This window comes from Priestia sp. LL-8 (genome assembly GCF_036227845.1).
GTDB classification, from domain to species: domain Bacteria; phylum Bacillota; class Bacilli; order Bacillales; family Bacillaceae_H; genus Priestia; species Priestia zanthoxyli.
Genome location: NZ_JAZAQH010000001.1, coordinates 1,867,506 through 1,888,551 on the forward strand (window position 1 = coordinate 1,867,506; position 21,046 = coordinate 1,888,551).

The 21,046-nt window shown below is 38.5% G+C and carries 20 protein-coding genes and 1 pseudogene; 15 read left to right on the forward strand and 6 right to left on the reverse strand.

The annotated features are described in order from the left end of the window. Positions 1–3 precede the first annotated feature (3 nt). The 3 genes from U9R83_RS09415 to U9R83_RS09425 all read left to right on the forward strand — a co-directional run bounded on the left by U9R83_RS09415 (position 4) and on the right by U9R83_RS09425 (position 2,149). A complete protein-coding gene (locus U9R83_RS09415) occupies positions 4–1,311 on the forward strand; it encodes an MFS transporter (protein WP_014460511.1) in 1,308 nt (435 codons plus the stop codon). A 263-nt stretch (positions 1,312–1,574) separates the two neighbouring features. After that, a complete protein-coding gene (locus U9R83_RS09420) occupies positions 1,575–1,754 on the forward strand; it encodes a hypothetical protein (RefSeq protein ID WP_014460510.1) in 180 nt (59 codons plus the stop codon). A gap of 74 nt (positions 1,755–1,828) precedes the next feature. Continuing rightward, a complete protein-coding gene (locus U9R83_RS09425; protein ID WP_014460509.1) occupies positions 1,829–2,149 on the forward strand; it encodes a 2Fe-2S iron-sulfur cluster-binding protein in 321 nt (106 codons plus the stop codon). 225 nt (positions 2,150–2,374) lie between these two features. On the opposite strand, the gene U9R83_RS09430 is transcribed toward U9R83_RS09425, so the two are convergent. Next, complete coding sequence (locus U9R83_RS09430) at positions 2,375–2,941, reverse strand: peptidoglycan-binding domain-containing protein (protein WP_243549166.1); 567 nt, start codon at positions 2,939–2,941, stop codon at positions 2,375–2,377. A gap of 548 nt (positions 2,942–3,489) precedes the next feature. Between U9R83_RS09430 and U9R83_RS09435 the strand changes: the two genes are divergently transcribed. Beyond that, positions 3,490–4,482: a YibE/F family protein gene (locus U9R83_RS09435; protein ID WP_116738630.1), complete on the forward strand. Its 993-nt coding sequence runs from the start codon at positions 3,490–3,492 to the stop codon at positions 4,480–4,482. Beyond that, positions 4,479–5,255, forward strand: coding sequence for a YibE/F family protein (locus U9R83_RS09440; RefSeq protein WP_014460506.1), 777 nt, complete (start codon positions 4,479–4,481; stop codon positions 5,253–5,255). Before U9R83_RS09435 ends, U9R83_RS09440 begins: the two co-directional genes overlap by 4 nt. A 145-nt stretch (positions 5,256–5,400) precedes the next feature. On the opposite strand, the gene U9R83_RS09445 is transcribed toward U9R83_RS09440, so the two are convergent. Together U9R83_RS09445 and U9R83_RS09450 are read right to left on the reverse strand one after the other, a co-directional pair. Continuing rightward, on the reverse strand, positions 5,401–6,102 hold the full coding sequence (locus tag U9R83_RS09445) for a hypothetical protein (protein WP_014460505.1): 702 nt from the start codon (positions 6,100–6,102) through the stop codon (positions 5,401–5,403). Between the two features lie 72 nt (positions 6,103–6,174). Further along, on the reverse strand, positions 6,175–6,861 hold the full coding sequence (locus U9R83_RS09450) for a hypothetical protein (RefSeq protein WP_182420693.1): 687 nt from the start codon (positions 6,859–6,861) through the stop codon (positions 6,175–6,177). Between the two features lie 294 nt (positions 6,862–7,155). Between U9R83_RS09450 and U9R83_RS09455 the strand changes: the two genes are divergently transcribed. From U9R83_RS09455 to U9R83_RS09470, 4 genes are all read left to right on the forward strand, one after another. Then, positions 7,156–7,506 carry an ArsR/SmtB family transcription factor gene (locus U9R83_RS09455; protein ID WP_014460503.1) on the forward strand — a complete coding sequence of 117 codons (351 nt, stop codon included), beginning with the start codon at positions 7,156–7,158 and terminating at the stop codon, positions 7,504–7,506. Between the two features lie 15 nt (positions 7,507–7,521). Beyond that, entirely contained in the window at positions 7,522–8,820 is a 1,299-nt protein-coding gene (locus U9R83_RS09460; protein WP_014460502.1) for an arsenical efflux pump membrane protein ArsB, read from the forward strand. A 265-nt stretch (positions 8,821–9,085) separates the two neighbouring features. After that, complete coding sequence (locus U9R83_RS09465; protein ID WP_115653666.1) at positions 9,086–11,239, forward strand: DNA topoisomerase III; 2,154 nt, start codon at positions 9,086–9,088, stop codon at positions 11,237–11,239. Between the two features lie 113 nt (positions 11,240–11,352). Beyond that, positions 11,353–11,751: a PaaI family thioesterase gene (locus U9R83_RS09470; protein WP_057273022.1), complete on the forward strand. Its 399-nt coding sequence runs from the start codon at positions 11,353–11,355 to the stop codon at positions 11,749–11,751. Positions 11,752–11,755: 4 nt separating this feature from the next. On the opposite strand, the gene U9R83_RS09475 is transcribed toward U9R83_RS09470, so the two are convergent. Then, positions 11,756–12,385, reverse strand: coding sequence for an NUDIX hydrolase (locus U9R83_RS09475; protein ID WP_140450741.1), 630 nt, complete (start codon positions 12,383–12,385; stop codon positions 11,756–11,758). A 136-nt stretch (positions 12,386–12,521) separates the two neighbouring features. On the opposite strand from U9R83_RS09475, the gene U9R83_RS09480 reads away from it, so the two are divergent. Together U9R83_RS09480 and U9R83_RS27685 are read left to right on the forward strand one after the other, a co-directional pair. After that, a complete protein-coding gene (locus U9R83_RS09480) occupies positions 12,522–13,211 on the forward strand; it encodes a DUF421 domain-containing protein (protein ID WP_226701515.1) in 690 nt (229 codons plus the stop codon). A gap of 128 nt (positions 13,212–13,339) precedes the next feature. Then, positions 13,340–13,591, forward strand: a pseudogene (locus tag U9R83_RS27685) (hypothetical protein); the annotation flags it as partial. On the opposite strand, the gene U9R83_RS09485 reads toward U9R83_RS27685, so the two are convergent. Continuing rightward, positions 13,534–15,051 carry a peptide chain release factor 2 gene (locus U9R83_RS09485; RefSeq protein ID WP_014460497.1) on the reverse strand — a complete coding sequence of 506 codons (1,518 nt, stop codon included), beginning with the start codon at positions 15,049–15,051 and terminating at the stop codon, positions 13,534–13,536. The pseudogene U9R83_RS27685 and the gene U9R83_RS09485 sit on opposite strands and share 58 nt — an antisense overlap. Before the next feature lie 256 nt (positions 15,052–15,307). Here U9R83_RS09485 and U9R83_RS09490 point away from each other — a divergent pair, with 256 nt between their 5' ends. From U9R83_RS09490 to U9R83_RS09505, 4 genes are all read left to right on the forward strand, one after another. Continuing rightward, positions 15,308–16,219, forward strand: coding sequence for an AEC family transporter (locus tag U9R83_RS09490; protein ID WP_014460496.1), 912 nt, complete (start codon positions 15,308–15,310; stop codon positions 16,217–16,219). Positions 16,220–16,344: 125 nt separating this feature from the next. After that, complete coding sequence (gene zwf, locus U9R83_RS09495; RefSeq protein ID WP_042992538.1) at positions 16,345–17,844, forward strand: glucose-6-phosphate dehydrogenase; 1,500 nt, start codon at positions 16,345–16,347, stop codon at positions 17,842–17,844. A gap of 149 nt (positions 17,845–17,993) precedes the next feature. Then, positions 17,994–19,049, forward strand: coding sequence for a tartrate dehydrogenase (locus U9R83_RS09500; RefSeq protein WP_140450742.1), 1,056 nt, complete (start codon positions 17,994–17,996; stop codon positions 19,047–19,049). A 334-nt stretch (positions 19,050–19,383) separates the two neighbouring features. Continuing rightward, entirely contained in the window at positions 19,384–20,592 is a 1,209-nt protein-coding gene (locus U9R83_RS09505) for an MFS transporter (RefSeq protein ID WP_115653672.1), read from the forward strand. Between the two features lie 118 nt (positions 20,593–20,710). On the opposite strand, the gene U9R83_RS09510 is transcribed toward U9R83_RS09505, so the two are convergent. Further along, on the reverse strand, positions 20,711–21,034 hold the full coding sequence (locus U9R83_RS09510) for a winged helix-turn-helix transcriptional regulator (RefSeq protein ID WP_014460492.1): 324 nt from the start codon (positions 21,032–21,034) through the stop codon (positions 20,711–20,713). Positions 21,035–21,046 lie beyond the last annotated feature (12 nt).

A 21,046-nucleotide genomic window follows, 5' to 3' on the forward strand; every position in this document is an offset into this window, starting at 1 on the left:
GCTATGAGTGAACATACAGTAAAGCGAACAGGACGCACACGATGGTTCATTTCATCTTTGTTAAGCAGTATGATTATTTTAAACTATTTTGATCGTGTAGCGGTGTCAGTGGCCGCTCCTGCAATACAAGATGCATTTCACTTAACGGGAACAGAGCTCGGAATTGTCTTTTCTATTTATACGTATTCTTATACGATCATGCAAATACCTGCCGGAAGCTTACTTGATCGGTTCGGAGTAGCATGGGTGACAAGAGTCGGTATGGTGATTTGGAGTTTATTAACGATGTCGATGGCTTTTTTGCAAGGAAAACTTCTTCTCTATATTGTCCGGTTTTTAATAGGAATAATGAGTGCTTCTGCATTTCCGGCAGCATCAAAAGCTACGTCGCTATGGTTTCCTCCAAATGAAAGAAGCTTACCAAATTCTTTGTTTGATTCAGCGGCCAAATTTTCAAATGTACTTGGCGCGCCTCTTGTAGCATTTCTCATCACCAAATTTGATTGGCGCACAGCATTTTTATCCATTGGAATTATAAACGTGCTGTTTACGCTGCTGTTTTGGTTTTATTACGAAAAGCCAGAAAAGCATAGACGCATATCAGATGATGAGTTGAAGTATATTCAAGAAAATAATCTAAATGCAAACGATGAGCAAACATCAAAATTTTTACATACCTTAAAAGTATTATTTACGAATCGGAAAGTTTGGGGGCTAATGATTGGGTTTACAGGCTATGGATATACGTTTAATTTACTGTTAACGTGGCTGCCAACTTTTTTAAAAGAAAAATACGGTATGGATATCATGTCATCGGGCCTGCTTACGGCAGTACCTTGGCTAATTGCTACATTTGCTGGCATTTTAGTTGGCGGATGGCTTGTTGATTACCTTATAAAAAAAGGGTATAACAGTCAAAACGTATATCGTACGATCATTGTAGTAGGGTTATGCTTAGGGTTTGTGTTTTTAGGCTCTATTTTCACCGATAATGTCGTCGTAGCGATGATTTGTATTTCGATTGGACTGGCAGGTATATCTGCAACGGCACCAATCGGCTGGTCTATTTCCGCTGAAATTGCGCCTGCAGGATCTATTTCTCTTCTCAGTTCTATTGTTAATTTAGCTAATAATTTGTTTGGTGGAATTATAGCTACAGCTTTAACGGGATATCTTTTGGATAAAACTGGTTCTTTTAATCTAAGCTTTATTGTAGCGGGAATTGTATTGTTGCTAGGGTTAATTTTTTATATTTACGTGCTGGGAGATATTAAACAAATTAAAATTCCAAAAAACCAACATATAAAGTAAAAAGCTCGAGACAAAAGCAGTGCAGGTAAAGTCAGACACGAACTATTTATCATGAATGGATGAATAGTTCGTGTTTTTTATGATCATGGTGAATTTGTTTGTCTGAAATTTAAGATAGGTGCGTATTTTAAAATAGAATTGTTAGTATAGCATGTTCTTAAAAAGGTTAAGATGGTTTTTATGAAGACATTCTGTGTCTATTTTTGTTATGTCAGCAAAAGTAGATATGAACCGCACTATAAAAAATAGAAAGGCAGAGGAACATGGATCACAAAGAAAGTGAAAACAACACTGAGTTAAATCAAAGCCGCTCATTAAAGGAGCCTCAACGCGTAGAACTATCTAAGTATCAAATTTTAAAAGCACTAATACCTGTTATTATACTTGGGATTGTCGTTTTAGTTGCCGTATTACAAAATGATGGTCTTCTTAATTGGATCTAGGCATGCAATAAAAAGAAACTGCATATAGTGTAATTTAAATCGCTTGTACACAGTAGAGGGAAAGAGGGAGATACATGCCAAGAGTAACCGTTTTAGGACACGGAAGTTTTGAAGTGGAAAAAGGAAAAAAGCTTGTCTTGGCACTTGAAGACAATGGTATAAATATTCTTCATCGGTGCGGCGGAAAAGCCAAATGCACAACTTGCAGGGTAGAAGTGCTCGAAGGTGAATATTGTGATTTAACAAACGCAGAGAAAAATGCATACTCAGAAAGTTCGATTGAAGATCATTTGCGCTTATCTTGCCAAATTCGTGTAAATGAAGATGTCACCGTTCGACCAATACTAACGGTAGAGAGCTCGGGGCGTGAAGCAGGACCTCGGCCCGCAGAGTAGTCATGTAATTGCAAAAAGCAGCGCGTGGAATGTTCACATGCTGCTTTTTGTATTTTCACCTAAAAAATAACAAGAACAGCTGTGGGGAGTAAACTAGCGGTTCTTGTTCAAGTAAAGTACCTACGGAATGATTCTTTTAAATTTTAGCATTCTGTAAGGCGGGCAGTAAATCACTCAAAAGAGTGATTATAAAGGTTTTTTTCGAACCGTTATCTGCAAATAGATTTAATTGGATTCTTCAATCACATCTCCACTTTTGTAAATATGATACCAGCCTATGGTACCTGATCCCCCTTGATCCATCCAGTCTTTATTTTTTGCTACGAATCTATAGTAAGCTTTATCGTTGTTATCTTTCCGTAAGCGGTCGTCTGTACTGAAAACAATGTTGTCACCGAGTTCTTTTTTACCGAATGTAATAGCCGTGCTGACAGGAAATTGCTTTCTTTCTACCTTGTTCTCATCTAAAGCTGCCCATGTTAAGGGGCCAACAATACCATCTGGAGACAAGCGGTGATCGCTTTGAAATTCTTTTACTACATTTTGCGTTTGCGCACCGAAAATTCCATCAACTGATGTGTTATACTTCACATCTTTTAAGCTTTGCTGTAAGTCTCTTACGTAGCTAGAGTGAGAACCTTTACGAAGCGTAGGTCTCGTTTCTGCTTTAGCTTCAATTTTTTTTGAGTAGGTATCTTTAGCAGCTGCTTCAGTAGTTGAAGTGCTGAATGCTACGCATGTTGTTGCAAGTGTAAGAGTAGAAAGCATGACAAGTGTTTTTTTCGTTAACATGAAATAACCTCCTTGTTTTTAGCAACTATTTGTCGCTTTTCATGAGCTTTATAACTAATTAGTAGCTATAAAGTCAACTTATTATAGCGCAGGCAGTTTTCTATTTGTTTTTATATTCCTATGATTATATAAAATAGTCACAAAAAACTAGTGAAGTAGATAAATCGCTCTATGTTTTCACTATAATTTCATTTTTATCTGGTACAGTACGGAAGGGAAAACGGTAGGTTTGAGGGTCTTTTATACCTACAGTAGTCTTGCCGTATAGCACTCACAATAAACGAATGAAGAGACTGCAAAGGGAATTTAGATCTCTTTGCAGTCTCTTCATGTTGAAAAGCTCTGCGTTCAATTGATAACCAGAAAGGAAAGTATTTATGTCTACTTTGTATTCTCAGTACATAAGGAACCTTTTTTCGAAAGTAAAGTCCAATAAATCATCACGGAAACAAATCTTTCTCTATATACTAGGAATTTGCTGTTTGTGTATAGCGCTAATGGTAACAAACCACAATTATTCTCTTTATAAAAAACCAATAGCTGAGGTAGTGAAGACGAATGTTGTAGAAAAAAACAAATCTGCTGATTTAAATCATAATAAAGATACCGTATATTCTCAGGAAATTGTTGCTAAAATAATGAACGGAAAATATAAAGGAAGGCTTATTCATTTAGAGAATACGTACTCATACTCAGGTGCTTATGATCAAAAGTATACTGTCGGAACAGATCTTTTTGTCTCCTTAGAAAAGAATTCACAGCATGCTCTAAATGGAACGATTGAAGGAGTGAAGCGGGACACGCAGGTTACCGCTGTCGCGGGCTTATTTATGCTGATTTTGCTGGCGATTGGAAAAAAACAAGGTTTTTATTCAATCATTAGCTTATTTATTAATATTGTCCTTTTAATCGGGGCTCTCAATGTATATTTAGCACTAGGGAATGTGAGCTTGCTAGCTGTATGTATTGTTGCGGTCGTTCTTTTTACGGTTATTTCCTTATTATTAGTAAGCGGTAATCAAGAAAAAACGCATGTAGCAATTATTTCAACTTTAATAGGTACGTTTGTTTCTCTGTTAATTGCATACATCGTCATGCAGCTAACAGATTCTAATGGTCTTCATTATGAAGGAATGGAGTTTGTGACCATTCCTCCTCAAAAAATATTTATGAGTGAGGTACTAATAGGATCTTTAGGAGCTGTCATGGATGTAGCGATTACGATTACTTCTTCTGTCTATGAACTATATGAAAAGAATAAAGAGATCGCGCACAAAGACTTACTAAAATCGGGCAAGGAAATTGGCGGAGACATCATGGGAGCGATGACGAATATTTTATTTTTTTCATATCTAAGCGGAACAATTCCAATGGTTCTTCTTTATTTAAAAAACGGTTCTCCTTTAGGATACACATTTTCGATGAATTTCTCGTTAGAGTTAATCCGTGCTCTTACTGGAAGCATTGGCATTGTGCTAACGATTCCAATTACACTCTATCTTTCGATTCTTTTTATTTTTAGGAAGGGGAACAAAAAGTGAACGTTTTACTGTTGCTAGCTCTTATTTTATTTATTCTGATGAGTATTGTGGGAGGGAAAAAAGGAATCCGATCGTTCCTTGCGCTGTTCTTGAATTTTGGCGTTATTTTTCTAACCATTCTTTTTATGTTGTCTATAAAAAACACGATTATTGTTACGTTAATTGCTTGTACAATCATTAGCTGCATTAATTTATTTTATATTAATAAATTCAATCATAAAACGCTTGCTGCGTTTGTTTCAACGATTATTACCTTGGCCGTTTTAGTACTCTTTATTTTTATCATTGAACATCATGCCATGATTCAAGGGTTCGGCGAAGAACAAGAAGAAGAGATTAACGCTTTTTCACTTTACGTGGGAATTGACTTTGCTAAAATAGCCATTTGTACAATTATTATGGGAGCCATAGGAGCGATTATTGATATTTCGCTATCTATTTCATCTTCTATGAATGAATTATTTGTTCATGATCCGTCCGTAACTAAAAAAAGTCTCTTTAATTCAGGACTGAAAATTGGAAGAGATATTTTAGGCACCACAACCAATACACTGTATTTTGCATTTGTAGGGGGATATTTGACTTTAATTATATGGTTTAAGAGATTGTCGTATTCGTTTGGAGATATTATCAATTCAAAAACCTTTTGTGCAGAAGTCATTTCTATCTTAAGCGGAGGTATTGGTGTAGCCATTATTATTCCAATTACTTCTTGGATTAGTGCCTCTATTTTTTTACAAAAAAGAGAAAAAGCGAACCATATGTACAAATAAAAAACAGAAAAATCATAAGAAAATGCCCATTTAACTGGTAGTCAGTAATATTTGGATGGGCATTCACATTATTTGTGGAATGTTGAAAAGAAACTTGATGGAGGCTGGAAGTTATAGTTGAACGAAGCATTATTCTCTATTTTTCTCACTGATAGATAATACGAAAAGGCCAAGAAGCAGAATTTACAGGAGAAGCAGCTTTTACAAGGACGGTCTCACCGTTAGCTGGAATTACATTTTTAAAAGCATAAATTCTACGTTCACCTCTTGGAGATCCAGGTCCTCTGGAGGTCTTTTGAGGTATAATATTTCGCTCATTGTTTGGGTCAAGTATCCAGTGTACGTACCAAATCTGCCGTAAAAATTGTCTATTTGTACTTTGCGGACGTTCATTAAATATACAGTGATTCACTTGGCCTGTCCAATATAGATATCGCCCGTTTCCTATATGCCATTCATCACCTGCCCGGTATCTGATTCCTACACATTCACCGGGATAGATAACATCAGGGATGTTATAATGATTCTCTCTTTGACAACTAGGGTCACTATATTGCGTATAAGGCGTAACTTCTACTTTTTCCAATTGATTTTTTCTAAAATACAAATATTGCTGCGTGACTTGCCCTGTCGTTCGGTTTACGGCTCGGTGGCTAAGTAGAATACCGTTATAAGTCTGTAACTTTGTGTTATCGATGCTTCTTGTAACCGTTAAGGTACCGGCATTTGAGCTTATGACGCCCCCTACTAATCTTCCATTATGAACACAGTACCCGTTTCTGCAAGAGGCACCGGCATTAGCTCGATATAGAACTCCTACGCATGTTCCACTATTAATTAAAGTCAATTATATTCACCTCGCATTCCAACTTGTTTTATAGAAATAGCTTTCGAAAGTGCTTTTCGGTTGAGACTCTTTCTATAGATCATCCGGGCCGTATCGATAGGAAGGCTGTGTTTGAATAAAGTAGCCATTTCGCACTTGAGCTATCCAGTTTTGAAATATTTCTCTCCATTCAACACGGTTAAAAAACTCATCAAGCGGCTTTGAAGAATCCCATTCAATGATAAAGAACGGAACTACTGATGGATTCCATACGCCTATACTATTGACACCTGATTCTTTGATAAGAAGTAAAGGCAGGCCTCGTTGGTAACCCATGCTTGGCTCTATTTGTAAAAACGGAGCACCTTCCCATGATGGTGGTGGAGGTGTACCGCCGGGAATATTTGTCATGGTATAATTGGCGAAGACTTGTTGCATATTTACCGCAATCAACCCATAGCTAGAGAGAATCATTCTGCGAACGCTTGTAATCGTTTTATTAGGATATTGCTCCGTATCAGGCAGCGTACGAGGGAAAAGAAGAGCACGTTCAATTTCATCAATTAAACGATTAAGAAATCTTGTTTGAGTAGTATTAAGCATAGAAGGATGGCTGAGGAATACAGGGATTTTATAAGCTCTATCGGCTGTATTTTTTAAAGGGATTTTAGGGGAAGCAGAGGGGGATACTTTATTGTCTCTAAGAGAGTAAGGCTTGTCTACATAATATTTACCATCTTGCGGATTATAATAGGAATAATGTTTTTTAATCGTAATCATCCTTTCTTATTTTTCTCTATATTTTATTCAGATAGACAAAATAAGTATGTATGTTTGTCCAAGGACATTAGTAGCATTTTTACGAGAAAACACATCTATATTATCGTATGCTAGATTTGACTTAAATTAGTAGGGAAAAATAATTTTTTTAAATCAAATCCTGAAACAACTACTAAATCACTTTTAGTTCACTAAAAAATTGTAAATCAGTTAGAAATCAATTATAGTAATGAAGCATTAATACATAAGCACATTATTATCTATCAACTGAAAGGGAGTAGGAGGTATTCAGTAATGAGAACAAAATCTATAGATAGTACTGAAAAGGCAGCCCAAATCTTAAAATTACTGGGAGATAAAACAAGGCTTTCGATGGTGAAATTAATAGAGAACAATGAATGCTGTGTGTGTGAGTTCGTAGATATCTATCAAGCTAGCCAACCTTCAATTAGTCAACATTTACGAAAATTAAGAGATGCTGAGCTTGTGAAGGAAAGAAGAAAAGGGCAATGGGTTTTTTATTCTCTTAATAAGGAAAGCCAGTACTATAAATTTGTTCTGGGTATACTTGAATCTGTACCAAGTCAGGACGAACGTTTAAAAGAGCTAGAAAAACAAGGACTGCGTATTAGTTGTTGTGAATAATTGGAGGTTTAAAAAGTGGCATCAGTTGTACTAGCATCATTGATTTTTTTAGTAACATTAATTTTTGTCATTTGGCAGCCGAAGAATTTATCAATCGGCTGGTCGGCTTGCGGGGGAGCTATTCTTGCTTTACTGGCAGGCGTTGTTGATTTTCAAGACGTGCTTGAGGTAACGAGCATTGTGTGGAATGCGACTCTTACATTTATTGCTATTATTATTATTTCTTTAATTTTAGATGAAATTGGTTTCTTTGAATGGGCAGCGCTTCATATGGCTAGAGCTGCAGGAGGGAATGGCGTGCGTATGTTTGTCTACGTATCTCTTCTTGGAGCCGTTGTAGCAGCGCTATTTGCTAATGACGGAGCAGCGTTGATTTTAACACCCATTGTTTTAGCCATGGTTCGAGCATTAAAGTTCGACGAAAAAATGGTTTTTCCGTTTATTATCGCAAGTGGATTTATTGCGGATACAACTTCGCTGCCGCTTGTTGTTAGTAACTTAGTGAATATCGTATCGGCCGACTTCTTTGGTATTAGCTTTTCTGAATTTGCATCCCGCATGATTGTTCCAGATTTGGTTTCTCTGTTTGCGAGTATTATGGTCTTGTATGTGTATTTCCGCAAAAGAATCCCTAAGAAATACAATGTAGCAAATTTGCAGAAGCCAGTGGATGCCATCAAAGATGAAAAGATGTTCCGGCTATCTGGAATTGTCTTAGTTTTGTTAGTACTAGGCTATTTAATTGGAGAATTCTTTAGCGTCCCTGTTTCGATCATCGCAGGTATTATCGCTATCCTGTTTTTGATGATGGCAAAAAAAAGCCGAGCGGTTCATACAAAAAAAGTGCTAAAGGGAGCTCCATGGGCGATTGTCTTTTTCTCTATCGGCATGTATGTCGTTGTATACGGCTTGCGTAATGCTGGTTTAACAGAAATTCTGGCTGACGTGATCCAAGCAACAGCCAGCCATGGACTGTTTGCAGCAACAATTGGTATGGGATTCACTGCGGCTATTCTTTCATCGATTATGAACAATATGCCAACCGTTATGATTGATGCACTGGCAATCGATGCAACACACGCAGCCGGAACGATCAAGGAAGCGCTCATTTATGCAAATGTTATTGGATCAGATTTAGGCCCGAAGATTACCCCAATAGGCTCTTTAGCGACGCTTTTATGGCTTCATGTTCTGTCAACAAAAGGCGTGAAAATTTCTTGGGGAACGTATCTTAAAACGGGTATTATTTTAACGATTCCGACCTTGTTTATTACGCTTGTTGGTTTGTATATTTGGTTGGTGATTATTTCATAACGCGTGCTAAAGGAGATTTGTTTTAGTCGATATGATAATGGCTGTTGCCAGAAAAATTCAGGTGTGTATCGAAGCTGTAGAAAATGATCTACAGCTTTTTTTTTGAAAAGGTATAACGGACAGCGACACGTTTTTAAAATGAGATACGTATTTCTCATCTAAGCTACTTTTCTCCTCATTCATACTCCAACAGCTCTTTCTATGATAAAATAAAAAAACTGACTAAGTTTCACATGGAAATTTGAAATGTAAGGTGATTAAATACATGAAGTTAATTATTGCAGAAAAGCCGGATCAAGGATCGACGCTCGCTTCACAGTTTAAGCCGAAGCGTCACGACGGCTATTTAGAGATTCCACCGAATGAAGTGTTTACAGACGGAGCATATGTAACGTGGGCAGTAGGGCATTTATGTCAGCTTGTAAGTCCGGAAGATTATAAGCCGGAGTGGAAAAAGTGGTCAATTGACACGCTGCCGATGATTCCAGACCGTTTTCAATATGAAGTGACGCGCTCAAAAGCGAAGCAGTTTCAAGTGGTAAAAAAGCTGCTTAAAAAGCCGACGGTCACAGAAATTATACATGCGGGAGATGCGGGGCGGGAAGGAGAATTAATCGTCCGTAATATCATCCAGCTCTCAGGTGTGCATAAGCCGATGAAACGGTTGTGGATTTCTTCTTTAACACCAAAAGCCATTTATGATGGATTTCAACAGTTAAAAGACGAAAGCGACACGCGCAACCTTTATTATGAAGCATATACAAGAGCATGTGCGGATTGGGTCGTTGGGATGAATGCTTCACGCGTGTATAGCATCTTGTTAAAAAAGCATGGCATGTCAGATGTTTTTTCAGCAGGACGCGTGCAGACACCAACGCTTGCTTTGATCGTAAAGCGTGAAAAAGAAATTGATAACTTTAAATCAGAGCCTTTTTGGGAAGTCCTTGCTAAGTTTGATATTGAAGGAAAGAAGTATGAAGGCAAATGGCATCAAGACGGAGAGTCGCGTCTTAAAGAAAAAGAAATGGCGTATAAAATTGCTCAATTTTGCGAAGGAAAAGACGCGGAAGTTCATGAACTCGTAACGGAGCGAAAAGAGTTCCAGCCGCCTTTGTTATTTAACCTATCATCACTTCAAGCAACCGCGAATAAAGCGTTTAAGTTTTCTCCTAAAAAGACGCTTGATGTGCTGCAAGGGCTGTACCAGAAGGGAATTGTTTCTTATCCGAGATCAGACTCAAACTACGTAACAGAAGGTGAAGCAGAAACGTTTCCTGAGATTTTAGAAAAGCTGAGTGCTTTTTCTGAATACGAACATTTATTTCCGCTTCCTTACTCTTCAATTCTAGGAAATAAACGCTATGTAAATGCAAAAAAAGTAAGCGATCACTATGCGATTATTCCGACGGAACAAGTGAAGGACCCTAGTAAACTGTCAGGAGATGAACAGAAAATTTACGACTTAGTCGTAAGACGGCTAATTGCCGCACACTACGAAAAAGCGATTTTCGACTACACAACGATTACGACACTTGTGGAAAAGCGAGCAGCTTTTATTTCAAAAGGAAAGCAGCAAATTCAAGAAGGCTGGCGCAAAGTAATTTTTCAAAATGAGAAAGATGACGACGTTATTCTTCCTAATGTTCAAGAAGGCGAAGAAGGAAAAGTTATTAAGGTAGACGTAAAAGAAGGTAAAACACAGCCTCCAAAACGCTACACCGAAGGTCAGTTGATTACACTGATGAAGACAGCTGGTAAGCATTTAGATAATGATGAGCTGGAGAAAATTTTAGCAAAATCAGAAGGGTTAGGGACGGAAGCTACGCGCGCTGGAATCATTACAATGCTTAAAGACCGTAAATATATTGATGTGAAAAAAAACCAAGTATTTGCGACTGATAAAGGAAAGGTATTGATTGACGCGATTGGCGATAAAATTTTAGCTTCTCCAGAAATGACGGCTAAGTGGGAGCAGCGTTTAGCTGAAATTGGAGAAGGAGCAGCATCAGCTGCTGCCTTTATGGAACAAACAAAGAAGCTGTCAGCTAAAATTATCGAAGACGCTGTCGAAGCAGAAAGCAAGTGGAACTTCAGTGGATATGACACTGAATCCATTCAGCGAAAAGGCAAGGGCAAAGGTAAAAGCTTTTCTTCTAAATCGTTTGGTTCATGTAAGCTTTGCGACGGAAAAGTAGTCGATAAAGGTTCATTTTACGGATGCTCAAACTATGCAAAAACAAAATGTACATTTACCGTATCGAAAAAGATTTTAGGTAAAACAGTCACGCAGGCTAATTTAAAAAAACTGTTAAGCGAAGGGCAGACAGACTTGATTGAAGGCTTTAAAAAAGGCGATAAGACCTTTAATGCCAAGTTAGAATGGAAAGAAAACAAAGTGCAGTTTTTATTTGAAAAGTAGAGGGATAAAAAGCGTTTGCTAAAGAGCAAGCGCTTTTTGCATGTGAAGAAACAGGATTTCTCCAGCTTTTCTAGAATTTCTTACATAGCTTATTTATGTAAAGGATGAGATTGATGAAACGAACGAGTAAAGGGATGATTCCGTTTTGGGATTATATTGGCATTGAAGAAACGCTGCTTGAAAAAGGATATGCGGAGTTAAAAATCACGATTCAGCCGCAGCTTCTGCAGGGAAGAGGAACGGTTCATGGAGGCGTTATTGCCACGCTTATCGACGCGGCGGTTGGTTCAGCTGTGCGGTCTTCTCTTTCTGAGGAGGAAAGTGCCAGTACAGTTGAGTTAAAAGTAAACTACACAAGACCAGGAATAGGCGATTATTTAGTTGCAAAGTCTACACTGTCTCACCGCGGCAAAACGCTCGCTGTTGGAGAAGTGAAAATTGAAGACAGCAGCGGCAAGCTTGTTGCGCTTGGCAGTGCAACATACATGGTTTTCTCAGCAGAAAAAGCTTAGAGTTCTAAGCTTTTTCTGCTGAATGCAGCTGCTGACTAATACATGCAATAATCGTTTTATAGTAATCTTCGGGATGGGGAGCGAATTCACTTTTATGTGCTGTACGGTGAATTGGCTCTTTTTTATTTGTTATCCCTTCAATGATCAGTTCTGTTTGATTTCCAAGCCACAGTTCGCAAAAGTGAGAAAACGGCGCTTTTACAAGTCCTGATACTTCTTCTTGCTGCAAAATAAAAGCACTAAGAGGGTGAGAGCTGTAGTATAAAAATACGTGTGCGAATTCTTTATCAATATAGTGTGGCTGAGATACTTCGTATTTAAAGACATCTAAAGGAAGCAATTCATCAAATGAAATGTTGACGCCGAGCTCTTCGTGAATTTCTCTTACTCCGTCCTCAGCGGTTTCTGTATGAAGCAAATGTCCGGCAGCTGTGATATCCAGCGCACCGGGGTAATCTTGTTTTTGCTCGCTGCGAATTTGGAAATAAATATAGTCTATATCATTTTCGCGGCTGACAAACCAGCAGTGAAACGCTTCGTGCCAATAGCCTTTTTCGTGAACTTCTTTGCGAGACGCTTTTCCTATGCGCTCCTGTTGGTTGTTAAATATGGTTAACACTTCATCGTTCATCATAAGTCCCCCAATTTGTTTCCTACTTCTTTCTACTCTAACCTGCCGTGAAAGGTATGTAAATAATGGAAGATGAAAATCTGCTTTGATACATACAAATATGCACAAAATAAAAGATACATCAATTTTAGTAAAGAAGGTGCATGCGTTGAATCATTGGATGGAAGTAGTACTTCGTTCAGTGCTGATTTTACTTGGCTTGTTTTTTATTACAAAGCTGTTAGGGAAAAAACAGTTATCCAAACTTTCTTTTTTTGAATATATCGTTGGCATTACAATTGGAGATATTGCAGGAACAATTTCAATGGATGTAGATTTACAGGCAAGTCACGGGGTAGTAGCAATTTTGGTTTGGGCATCATTTCTTATTGTTGTGTCAAACGTATCGTTAAAAAGTATAAGCTTTCGAAAAGCGGTGGAAGGGACGACAACGATCCTCATTAAAGAAGGAAAAATCCTTGAGGAAAATGTGAAAAAAGAAAAATATACAGTAGATGAGCTCATGGAGCAGCTTCGCAAAAAAGACATCTTTTATGTGGAAGACGTCGCTTTTGCTATGCTGGAAACAAACGGCGAATTAAGCGTGCTGTTAAAAAAAGAAAAGCAGAACGTTAAGCGGGAAGATTTATCGTTGAAAGGAGAACATACAAAATTACCTCAAACAATTATTATGGACGGAAATATAATGAAAGAAGCCGTTCATGAGCTAGGGTATAGCGTAGCGTGGGTTAAAGAACAGCTTGAAAAGAAAGGTGCCGCAGTCGATAAGGTATTTTTAGGGCAAGCGGACTCAGCTGGTCATCTGTATCTTGATTATTATGAAGACTGAGGCTAGGACAAACGTATTTTAGCCCAAGTGAAAAACCAACCACTAATCAACATGTTTGATTAGTGGTTCATTTTTTTGTGATGGTAAATATAGTTTTATCCGTTTCGTTCCTTTTAGCAGTTGATTGAGGGCAAGGTGAAGACTCCTGCGAGAAAAGCGGATTAGGTGAGACCCCGCAGGAGCGCAAGCGACGAGGAGGTTCAGCGGCCGCCCGCGGAAAGCGAAGCCTTGTACGGAAATCAACTGCGGTGTCACAAGCAGTCCAGCTCATGTATCTCATTTGTTCGTCTTTAGGCTGGATTCACTTCGTTATATCTCAACCTCAGCGAGGATCTACTTCTTCCCCGGATTTTATGTCGATTACTTTAAGGTTATTTTGAGGTGCTTTAATATCTTTACTTGCAGGCGCTGCTTTTTTATTTTCTACCCAGTCTACTAACAAATCAAAAGATTGATGAGCATATGGAAGCAGGGGCTGAAGCTCTTGATTTGGGTCGGTTTGTTTATTCCATACTAAGCTGTCAACGTGATTTCCGTTTTTCACAGTATAAAGGCGATGAAGATTTGCCTTGCCAGCTTTTTTAACGAGTTTTTCATAGCCGTCGGCGTGAATAGACGGGAAGATAAGTGAGTCGAGAGAGCCGGTCATACTAATAAGAGGCACATCAATATCACCTGTATTTTCTACTTTCGCTACATTTTCTTTTACGCTTTTTGGACGGGTTTGATAGCGATAATTTGCAAAGATGTAGTCCCATGAACGGTCTCGTAGGCCTGATGAAGTAAAGTTTAAATAGTTGTGCCAGTTTGTTCTTCCTGGAGCTGTCGGATCAAAATGGTCACGGTAAATGTTTAAAGTGACCGCCCAGTACACTTGATCATGATAACTCCACAATTTTTCTGATCCTTTCGGAAGGCCGGCTTTATACATTTGTTTCATAGCTTTTTTCTGCTCTTTTCCCGTTCCGTACAGCGCTTCTTCTGCGTTGTTTACAACAGGTGTTAGTGAGCTGATTAAATTTGGCGCTTTTGCACTCCACAATACGCCTTCCCAATCAACACCTCCATCAAATAAACGAGGCTCTTTGGTTTGTTTTGGATCGTCGTGTTCAAGTGCATATCTGACAACGTATCCGCCGTTTGAAATCCCAATTGCATACGTGGGTACTTTATGATCGTTGCGAATCAAATCGCTTGCAGGGTTTTTTCGATTAGACGGACTGATTAGTTTGTCTGAGTAATGAGTAGTCAGATATTGCTGTGCTGCTTTTGTCATTTGACGATAGCGCATATTCCATTCTGCTACGCTGTCGTCATCGCTAGCAAGCGCATTTTTTACTTTAGCAAAAGGATCGTTAGGGTCACTTTCCCCTTGCGTTCCTTTATCAATCGCGGCAAACGCATAGCCTTTTTTAAGAACGTAATCGCTGAACAATAAATCGGTGGACGTTTCGTTGCGCGTAGCAGGAATGCCGGCTACCACAAGTTTTCCATTCCAGTTATCAGGAACACGGATGACGAACTGAGCGTCTTCAAAAATTCCATTTACTTGCGTTCCTTTAACCGCAGCGGGCTGATTGATTCGATACCAGCCTGATTCACTTTCAGCTTTTCCCCAGTTATAAGGAGTAAGCCCGATGTTTCCATAGAGCGTAGCCTGCTGATATTGAGCCGGGTTTTTAGTCGTCAGCCAATTCCCGTTCGCTCCGTCAAAATAGGTTTCTGCTGACTGATCAGCATTTGGAATGACATCTGTTTTGTTAGCAGCTTCAGCAAGAGATCCTGAAGCTGAAAAACAAAGAGCAGCAGAAAAAGTAAGCGCTATCATTTTTCGTTTCACGTTTCTTCCTCCTCATGAAAATACTCATACCTTTTAAGTAAATTCCATAAAAAAGAAAAATGTCCTGTTTTAAAATCAATTTAGAAGAAAATTTTTGCGCTTGTTTCTAAGCTGTTGTTGCCCGAAAAGCAGGTAAACTGCATCCAATTCTCTAGTTTCTTTTTAAGCTGCTTATATTATAATGAAACAAGGATTAAAAAAGACAGGGTAAAACAATCGATTAAATAAGTATAAAAGAGGTTAAGGGAGTAGGTCTATGAGCAGCTTTAACAGTCAGTTTTTGTATTCCATTACAATTATTCTATTAGGATACATACTAAAACGAACAAACCTCCTTCAGCAAAAAGACGGGGAAGCTTTAGCAAGAATTATTTTTAATATTACAATGCCTTGCTTGATTATTGTTACATTCAGCAGTATTAAAATTGATGGATCGCTTATTTTACTATTAGTTATTGGGATTGTCTATGGCTTGCTGTTAGCTGCTGTCGGAATTTTTGTTTTTCGAAAAGATGAGCGAAAAGTGAAAGGCATGCTGACGATGATGATTCCAGGGTTTAATATTGGAATGTTTGCTTATCCATTAGTAGAAGGCATTTGGGGAAAAGAAGGGCTTAAATACTTCGGTATGTTTGATGTCGGGAATGCCTTTGTTATTTTTGTTTTATGCTATGTAATTGGCAGCTACTACTCTGGGGATGATATTGACATTGAATTTAAAAAGATTTTATATAAAGTATTAAAATCAATGCCGCTTCTTACCTATGTAATCATTTGTCTTCTTGCGATTATAGGCATTCATTTACCATCATACGTATTAGACGTTTCAGGCATTATCTCCAAAGCGAATATGCCGCTTTCTCTTTTGCTTTTAGGCGTATATTTAAATTTTTCGTTCCAAAAAAGCTACTTGAAAAAAATTATCATGTTTTTAAGCATTCGCTACGTGATTGGACTTGGCGTAGGAATTGCGCTGTTTTTCTTGCTACCATTTGAAGATATGTTCCGGTATACAATCTTAGTTTGCTTCATTCTACCCGTAGCGGGATCCGTTTTACCTTACGCAGTAGAATTCAAATACGATCAAAAATTTGTCGGCACCGTTTCAAATATGACGATTCTGCTGAGCTTTTTGCTACTGTGGGGAATGACAAATATTTTAATGTGAATAACAAAGGACGCTCGCATTTGTGAGCGTCCTTTTTGATGAAAAAAGGATATTCCCAAATAAACGGAGGTAAGCTAGGAGAAGAGAAAATCTATCATACATACAACCTGACGGGAGGAAAAAACGTGGAGTCCTTAACTTTTGTTTTATTTGGCGCAACGGGTGATTTGGCAAAAAGAAAAATCTTTCCTGCTCTTTATAATTTATTTACAGACAAAAAGCTCCCTGATGCTATTTCTATTATTGGATCAGGGTACGAGCAGCTATCTCATGAGGATTTTAAAGAGCGTGTAAAGCAATCTATAAACGATTTTTCGAGACGGAAAATGGAAAGTAACGAGGAAGATTTTTTGTCGCTGTTTCATTATCAAGCAGTAGACGCAAGCAAAACAGAAGATTACAAAAAGCTATTAAAGGTTGTGGATGAGCAAGAAACAAATCAAGGAAGTGAAGGGAATCGCTTATTTTATTTGTCTGTAGCACCAGAATACTTTGATGTAATTGCTCTGCATATAAAAAAAAGCGGCTTGGATCAAACCGGCGGCTGGAAGCGTCTTATGATTGAAAAGCCGTTTGGACATGATCTTGCTTCAGCAAGAGAGCTTAATGAAAAGCTAAGCAGTACGTTTAAAGAAGAAGAAATTTATCGAATTGATCATTATTTAGGTAAACCGATGGTGCAAAATTTAGAAGCGCTTGAATTTACGAACCCCGTACTGCAATCCCTGTGGAATAACAAACACATTGCAAATGTCCAGATTACGGCAAGTGAAACAGTCGGTGTTGAAAATCGTGCCGGGTATTATGATCATACGGGGGCCATACGCGACATGATTCAAAATCATATGCTACAGGTTCTCATGATGACAGCCATGCATCTTCCAAAAAGAATTTGCTCAGAAAACATTTTAGAAGAAAAGCAAAAAGTAATGGAGTCACTGAGGAAAATTCCAGCGGAAGAAGTAGCTCGCGATGTTGTACGAGGACAATACGGAAGCGGAGAAATTGATCACAAATCTGTTAAAGGATACAAAGAAGAGCCCGGCGTAGAAGCAAACTCTAAAAATGACACGTTCGTAGCAGCGCGTTTGTGGATTGATAATCCATTTTGGAAAGGAGTTCCTTTTTACATTCGAACGGGTAAACGAATGAAAGAAAAATCAACTCGTATCGTCGTAGAATTTAAAGATTCTTTAAAAGGTCTGTATGAAACTCCTTATGATCAAGTAGCACCAAACTTATTTATTATTGAAATTAGCCCAAGCGAAAACGTCGCTTTGCAACTTAACAGCAAAAACCCATTAAAAAATGGTGTTATTGAGCCGGTTCGTATTACGTTTTCAAGAGAAGAAGAAAGTGTGCCGGAAGCATATGAACGAATCATTTATGATGCATTAATCGGCGACTCTACATTTTTCGCTCATTGGAAAGAAGTAGAGCTATCTTGGCAGTGGGTGCAGCCTGTATTAGATGCATTTGAAGCTGATATGCTGCCGCTTTACGAATATCCATCCGGTTCACAAGGCCCTGTAGAAGCGCGGAAATTAGTTGCACAAGAAGGCTTTAAATGGTGGCTCGATGACGATGAGCATGGGGAAGCGCCTGGAGTGTTTTTGCCGATTTGAAAAAGACATCTCTTTGAGGGATGTCTTTTTTATAGCTTATATATTCTGAATTTTCTTGAGATGGTTATTTTCCCTGCGTATAATCAAAAGAGTATAATGCATGAGGTATTGTGTATAGATCTATATAAAAAGACGCAGGGGGACTTTTGATGAAAACGTTAAAAATAGCGAATATACCAGGAGATGGAGTAGGGAAAGAAGTTGTTCCAGCGGCGGTTAGAGTTCTTCATACGATTGCAGATATTCACGGGGGATTAAAATTTGAATTTACAGAATTTCCTTGGAGCTGTGATTATTATTTGAAGTATGGACAAATGATGCCTGAAGATGGGCTAAAGCAGCTTCAAGACTTTGACGGGATTTTTTTAGGAGCCGTAGGAAATTTAAATCTTGTGCCAGACCACGTGTCGCTATGGGGTTTGCTCATTAAGATTCGTCGAGAATTTCAGCAGGTAATTAATATTCGTCCGGCCAAGAGGCTAAAAGGCATCGCATCTCCACTAACGAACCCAAAAGACTTTGATTTAATCGTTGTTCGTGAAAATAGTGAAGGGGAATACAGTGAAGTAGGAGGCCGGATTTATCAAGGAGAAGATCAAATTTCGATTCAAAATGCGGTTTTTTCTCGAAAAGGAACAGAACGAGCGATGCGCTATGCATTTGAATTAGCTTCTAAAAGAAAAGCAAAAGTTACAAGCGCAACGAAGTCAAATGGAATTGTTCATTCCATGCCGTTTTGGGACGAAGTGTTTCAAGATGTTGCAAAGAGTTATCCTCATATTGAAACAGACTCACAGCACATCGATGCGCTGGCGGCTTTTTTCGTCACAAATCCAAGTCGTTTTGATGTCATTGTGGCAAGCAATTTATTTGGAGATATTTTAACAGATATCGGAGCAGCTATTATGGGGAGTATTGGTGTTGCTCCTGCTGCAAATATTAATGTGAACGGAAAATATCCTTCGATGTTTGAACCGGTGCACGGGTCTGCTCCTGATATTGTCGGAAAAGGAATTGCAAACCCAATCGGACAGATTTGGACGGCAAAAATGATGTTGGATCATTTTGGTGAACAGGAATTAGGCAGTCATTTGTTAGAGGTTATTGAACAAGTCACGGAATCGGGCATCATTACACCAGATGTTGGAGGCAGCGCAACTACTAGTGAAGTAACGGATCAAATTATTTCTCATTTAAAGAAGTGAAGGTTCTAAAAGAGGCTAGGACAAAAGAATATTAAACGAAGTGAAAAACGAACTATGAATCAAAGTGTGCGATTCATGGTTTGTTTTTTTGTGGTAAACGCAGGTTTCATGTGCGTAGGTCTTTCTAGCAGTTGATTGGAGGAAAGGAGAAGATTCATGCGTGAAAAGCGAAGCCTTGCACGGAAATCAAAATCGATAAATACATGTTGACACTTACATATATGAACCCTATAATAGTTTGAGTTGAGATAATTCGTATACATATTATTTCTAGACTATGATTTAGTTTGTTTTAATAAATTGATACGAATAAACAAATAAAAGGAGGAAAATAATGCAGAAATCGAAATTATGGACAAAAGATTTTTTAGCGGTCTCATTGACTAGCTTTTTTGTTTTTGTCATTTTTTATATGTTAACTGTCACATTGCCGCTGTTTGCAACGGATGAACTTCATGCAAGTAAGCAAAGCCTAGGGCTAATTGTGACAATCTTTTTAGTGTCCGGTATTGTGTTCAGACCGCTAGCCGGTAAGTGGATGACAACATTAGGACAAAAGAAAGTCCTATTGATAGGTGTCTTTATCTTTTTAATTGGTTCTATTTTATATATGAATATTCACTCATTATCTGCGCTGCTGCTGCTGCGTGTGCTTCATGGTATTGGTTTTGGAATGAGCACAACTGCTACAGGAGCAATTGTTGCAAATGTAATCCCAGAGCGTAGAAAAGGAGAAGGGATGGGGTACTATGCGACGTTTATGAATTTAGCAATGGTAGTAGGTCCGTTTGTAGGCTTAACGTTAACAAATACTTTGGGTCATACAGCGGTTTTTACCGTTGCGGTTGTATCTTCTGTTTTAGCAGTATTATGCAGTCTAGTACTTTGTGTACCTGAGGTGCAAGCTTCTTCTGCAACAAATGAAATACAGCCAGCTAAAGGTCTTGCGGCGTTTTTTGAATACCGTTCGCTGCCTATTTCTGTTGCTGGCCTTGTGGTAGCTTTTTCATATGCAAGTGTTATTTCGTTTGTGTCTATTTATGCAAAAGAAATGGGCTTTACGCAAGCTTCAAGCTTTTTCTTTGTTGTATACGCGGTGTGCTTATTAGCTTCTAGACCTTTTACTGGAAAATGGTTTGATCAATACGGAGAAAACAGCGTGGTATATCCGTCCATTTTATCTTTAGCTATCGGTATCTTTTTGCTTAGCCAAGCGACAACAAGCTGGGTATTTTTATTAGCTGGAGCATTGATTGGATTAGGCTTTGGAACGATTACATCAAGTTTTCAATCCATTGCTGTAAAAAAAGCTTCTCCTCATCGCCGAGGTGTCGCCACAGCTACGTTTTTTGTGTTTTTTGACTCTGGAATGGGCTTAGGGTCCTTTTTATTAGGCATTTTATCCACAGTAGCCGGGTATAAAGGAATGTATGTATTCTGTTCCATTGTTGCTCTTTTAGCTATAGCAGTATACCTTGTATTGCACGGCCGAAAAAACCAGAAACAGCGCATTATTTCTCAAAATGAATCATTAGGAAAATAACATAAATAAAAAAAGGCGTGCTCAAGGGGAGCATGCCTTTTTTATTTATGGAGCTCTAAAGAAAACGGCTGTGAGCATATCGATATAGAAGCCCTCCTGATTTCTTTAGAGATTTCTTTTATTCCACTTCTTCTTTTGTAATCCACTCACTGGACCATGTCTGAATTTCCTGAATTACCGGCGCCAGTGCTAATCCTTTGTCGGATAGCGAATACTCAATTCGAACAGGAGTTTCCGGAATAACCGTACGAATGACGATTCCTTCATGCTCCAATTCTTTTAAGCGCTCGGATAAGAGCCTTCCGCTTACGGGAAGTGCTTCTTGCATTTGAGAAAACCGCTGTGAGCCCGAAAGCAGCTGAAAAATGATCAAACTCGTCCAACGTTTCGTTAGTATAGTAACAGCCTTTTCAAAACGTGGGCAGAGTGCTAAACCGTCCATGTTATTACCTCC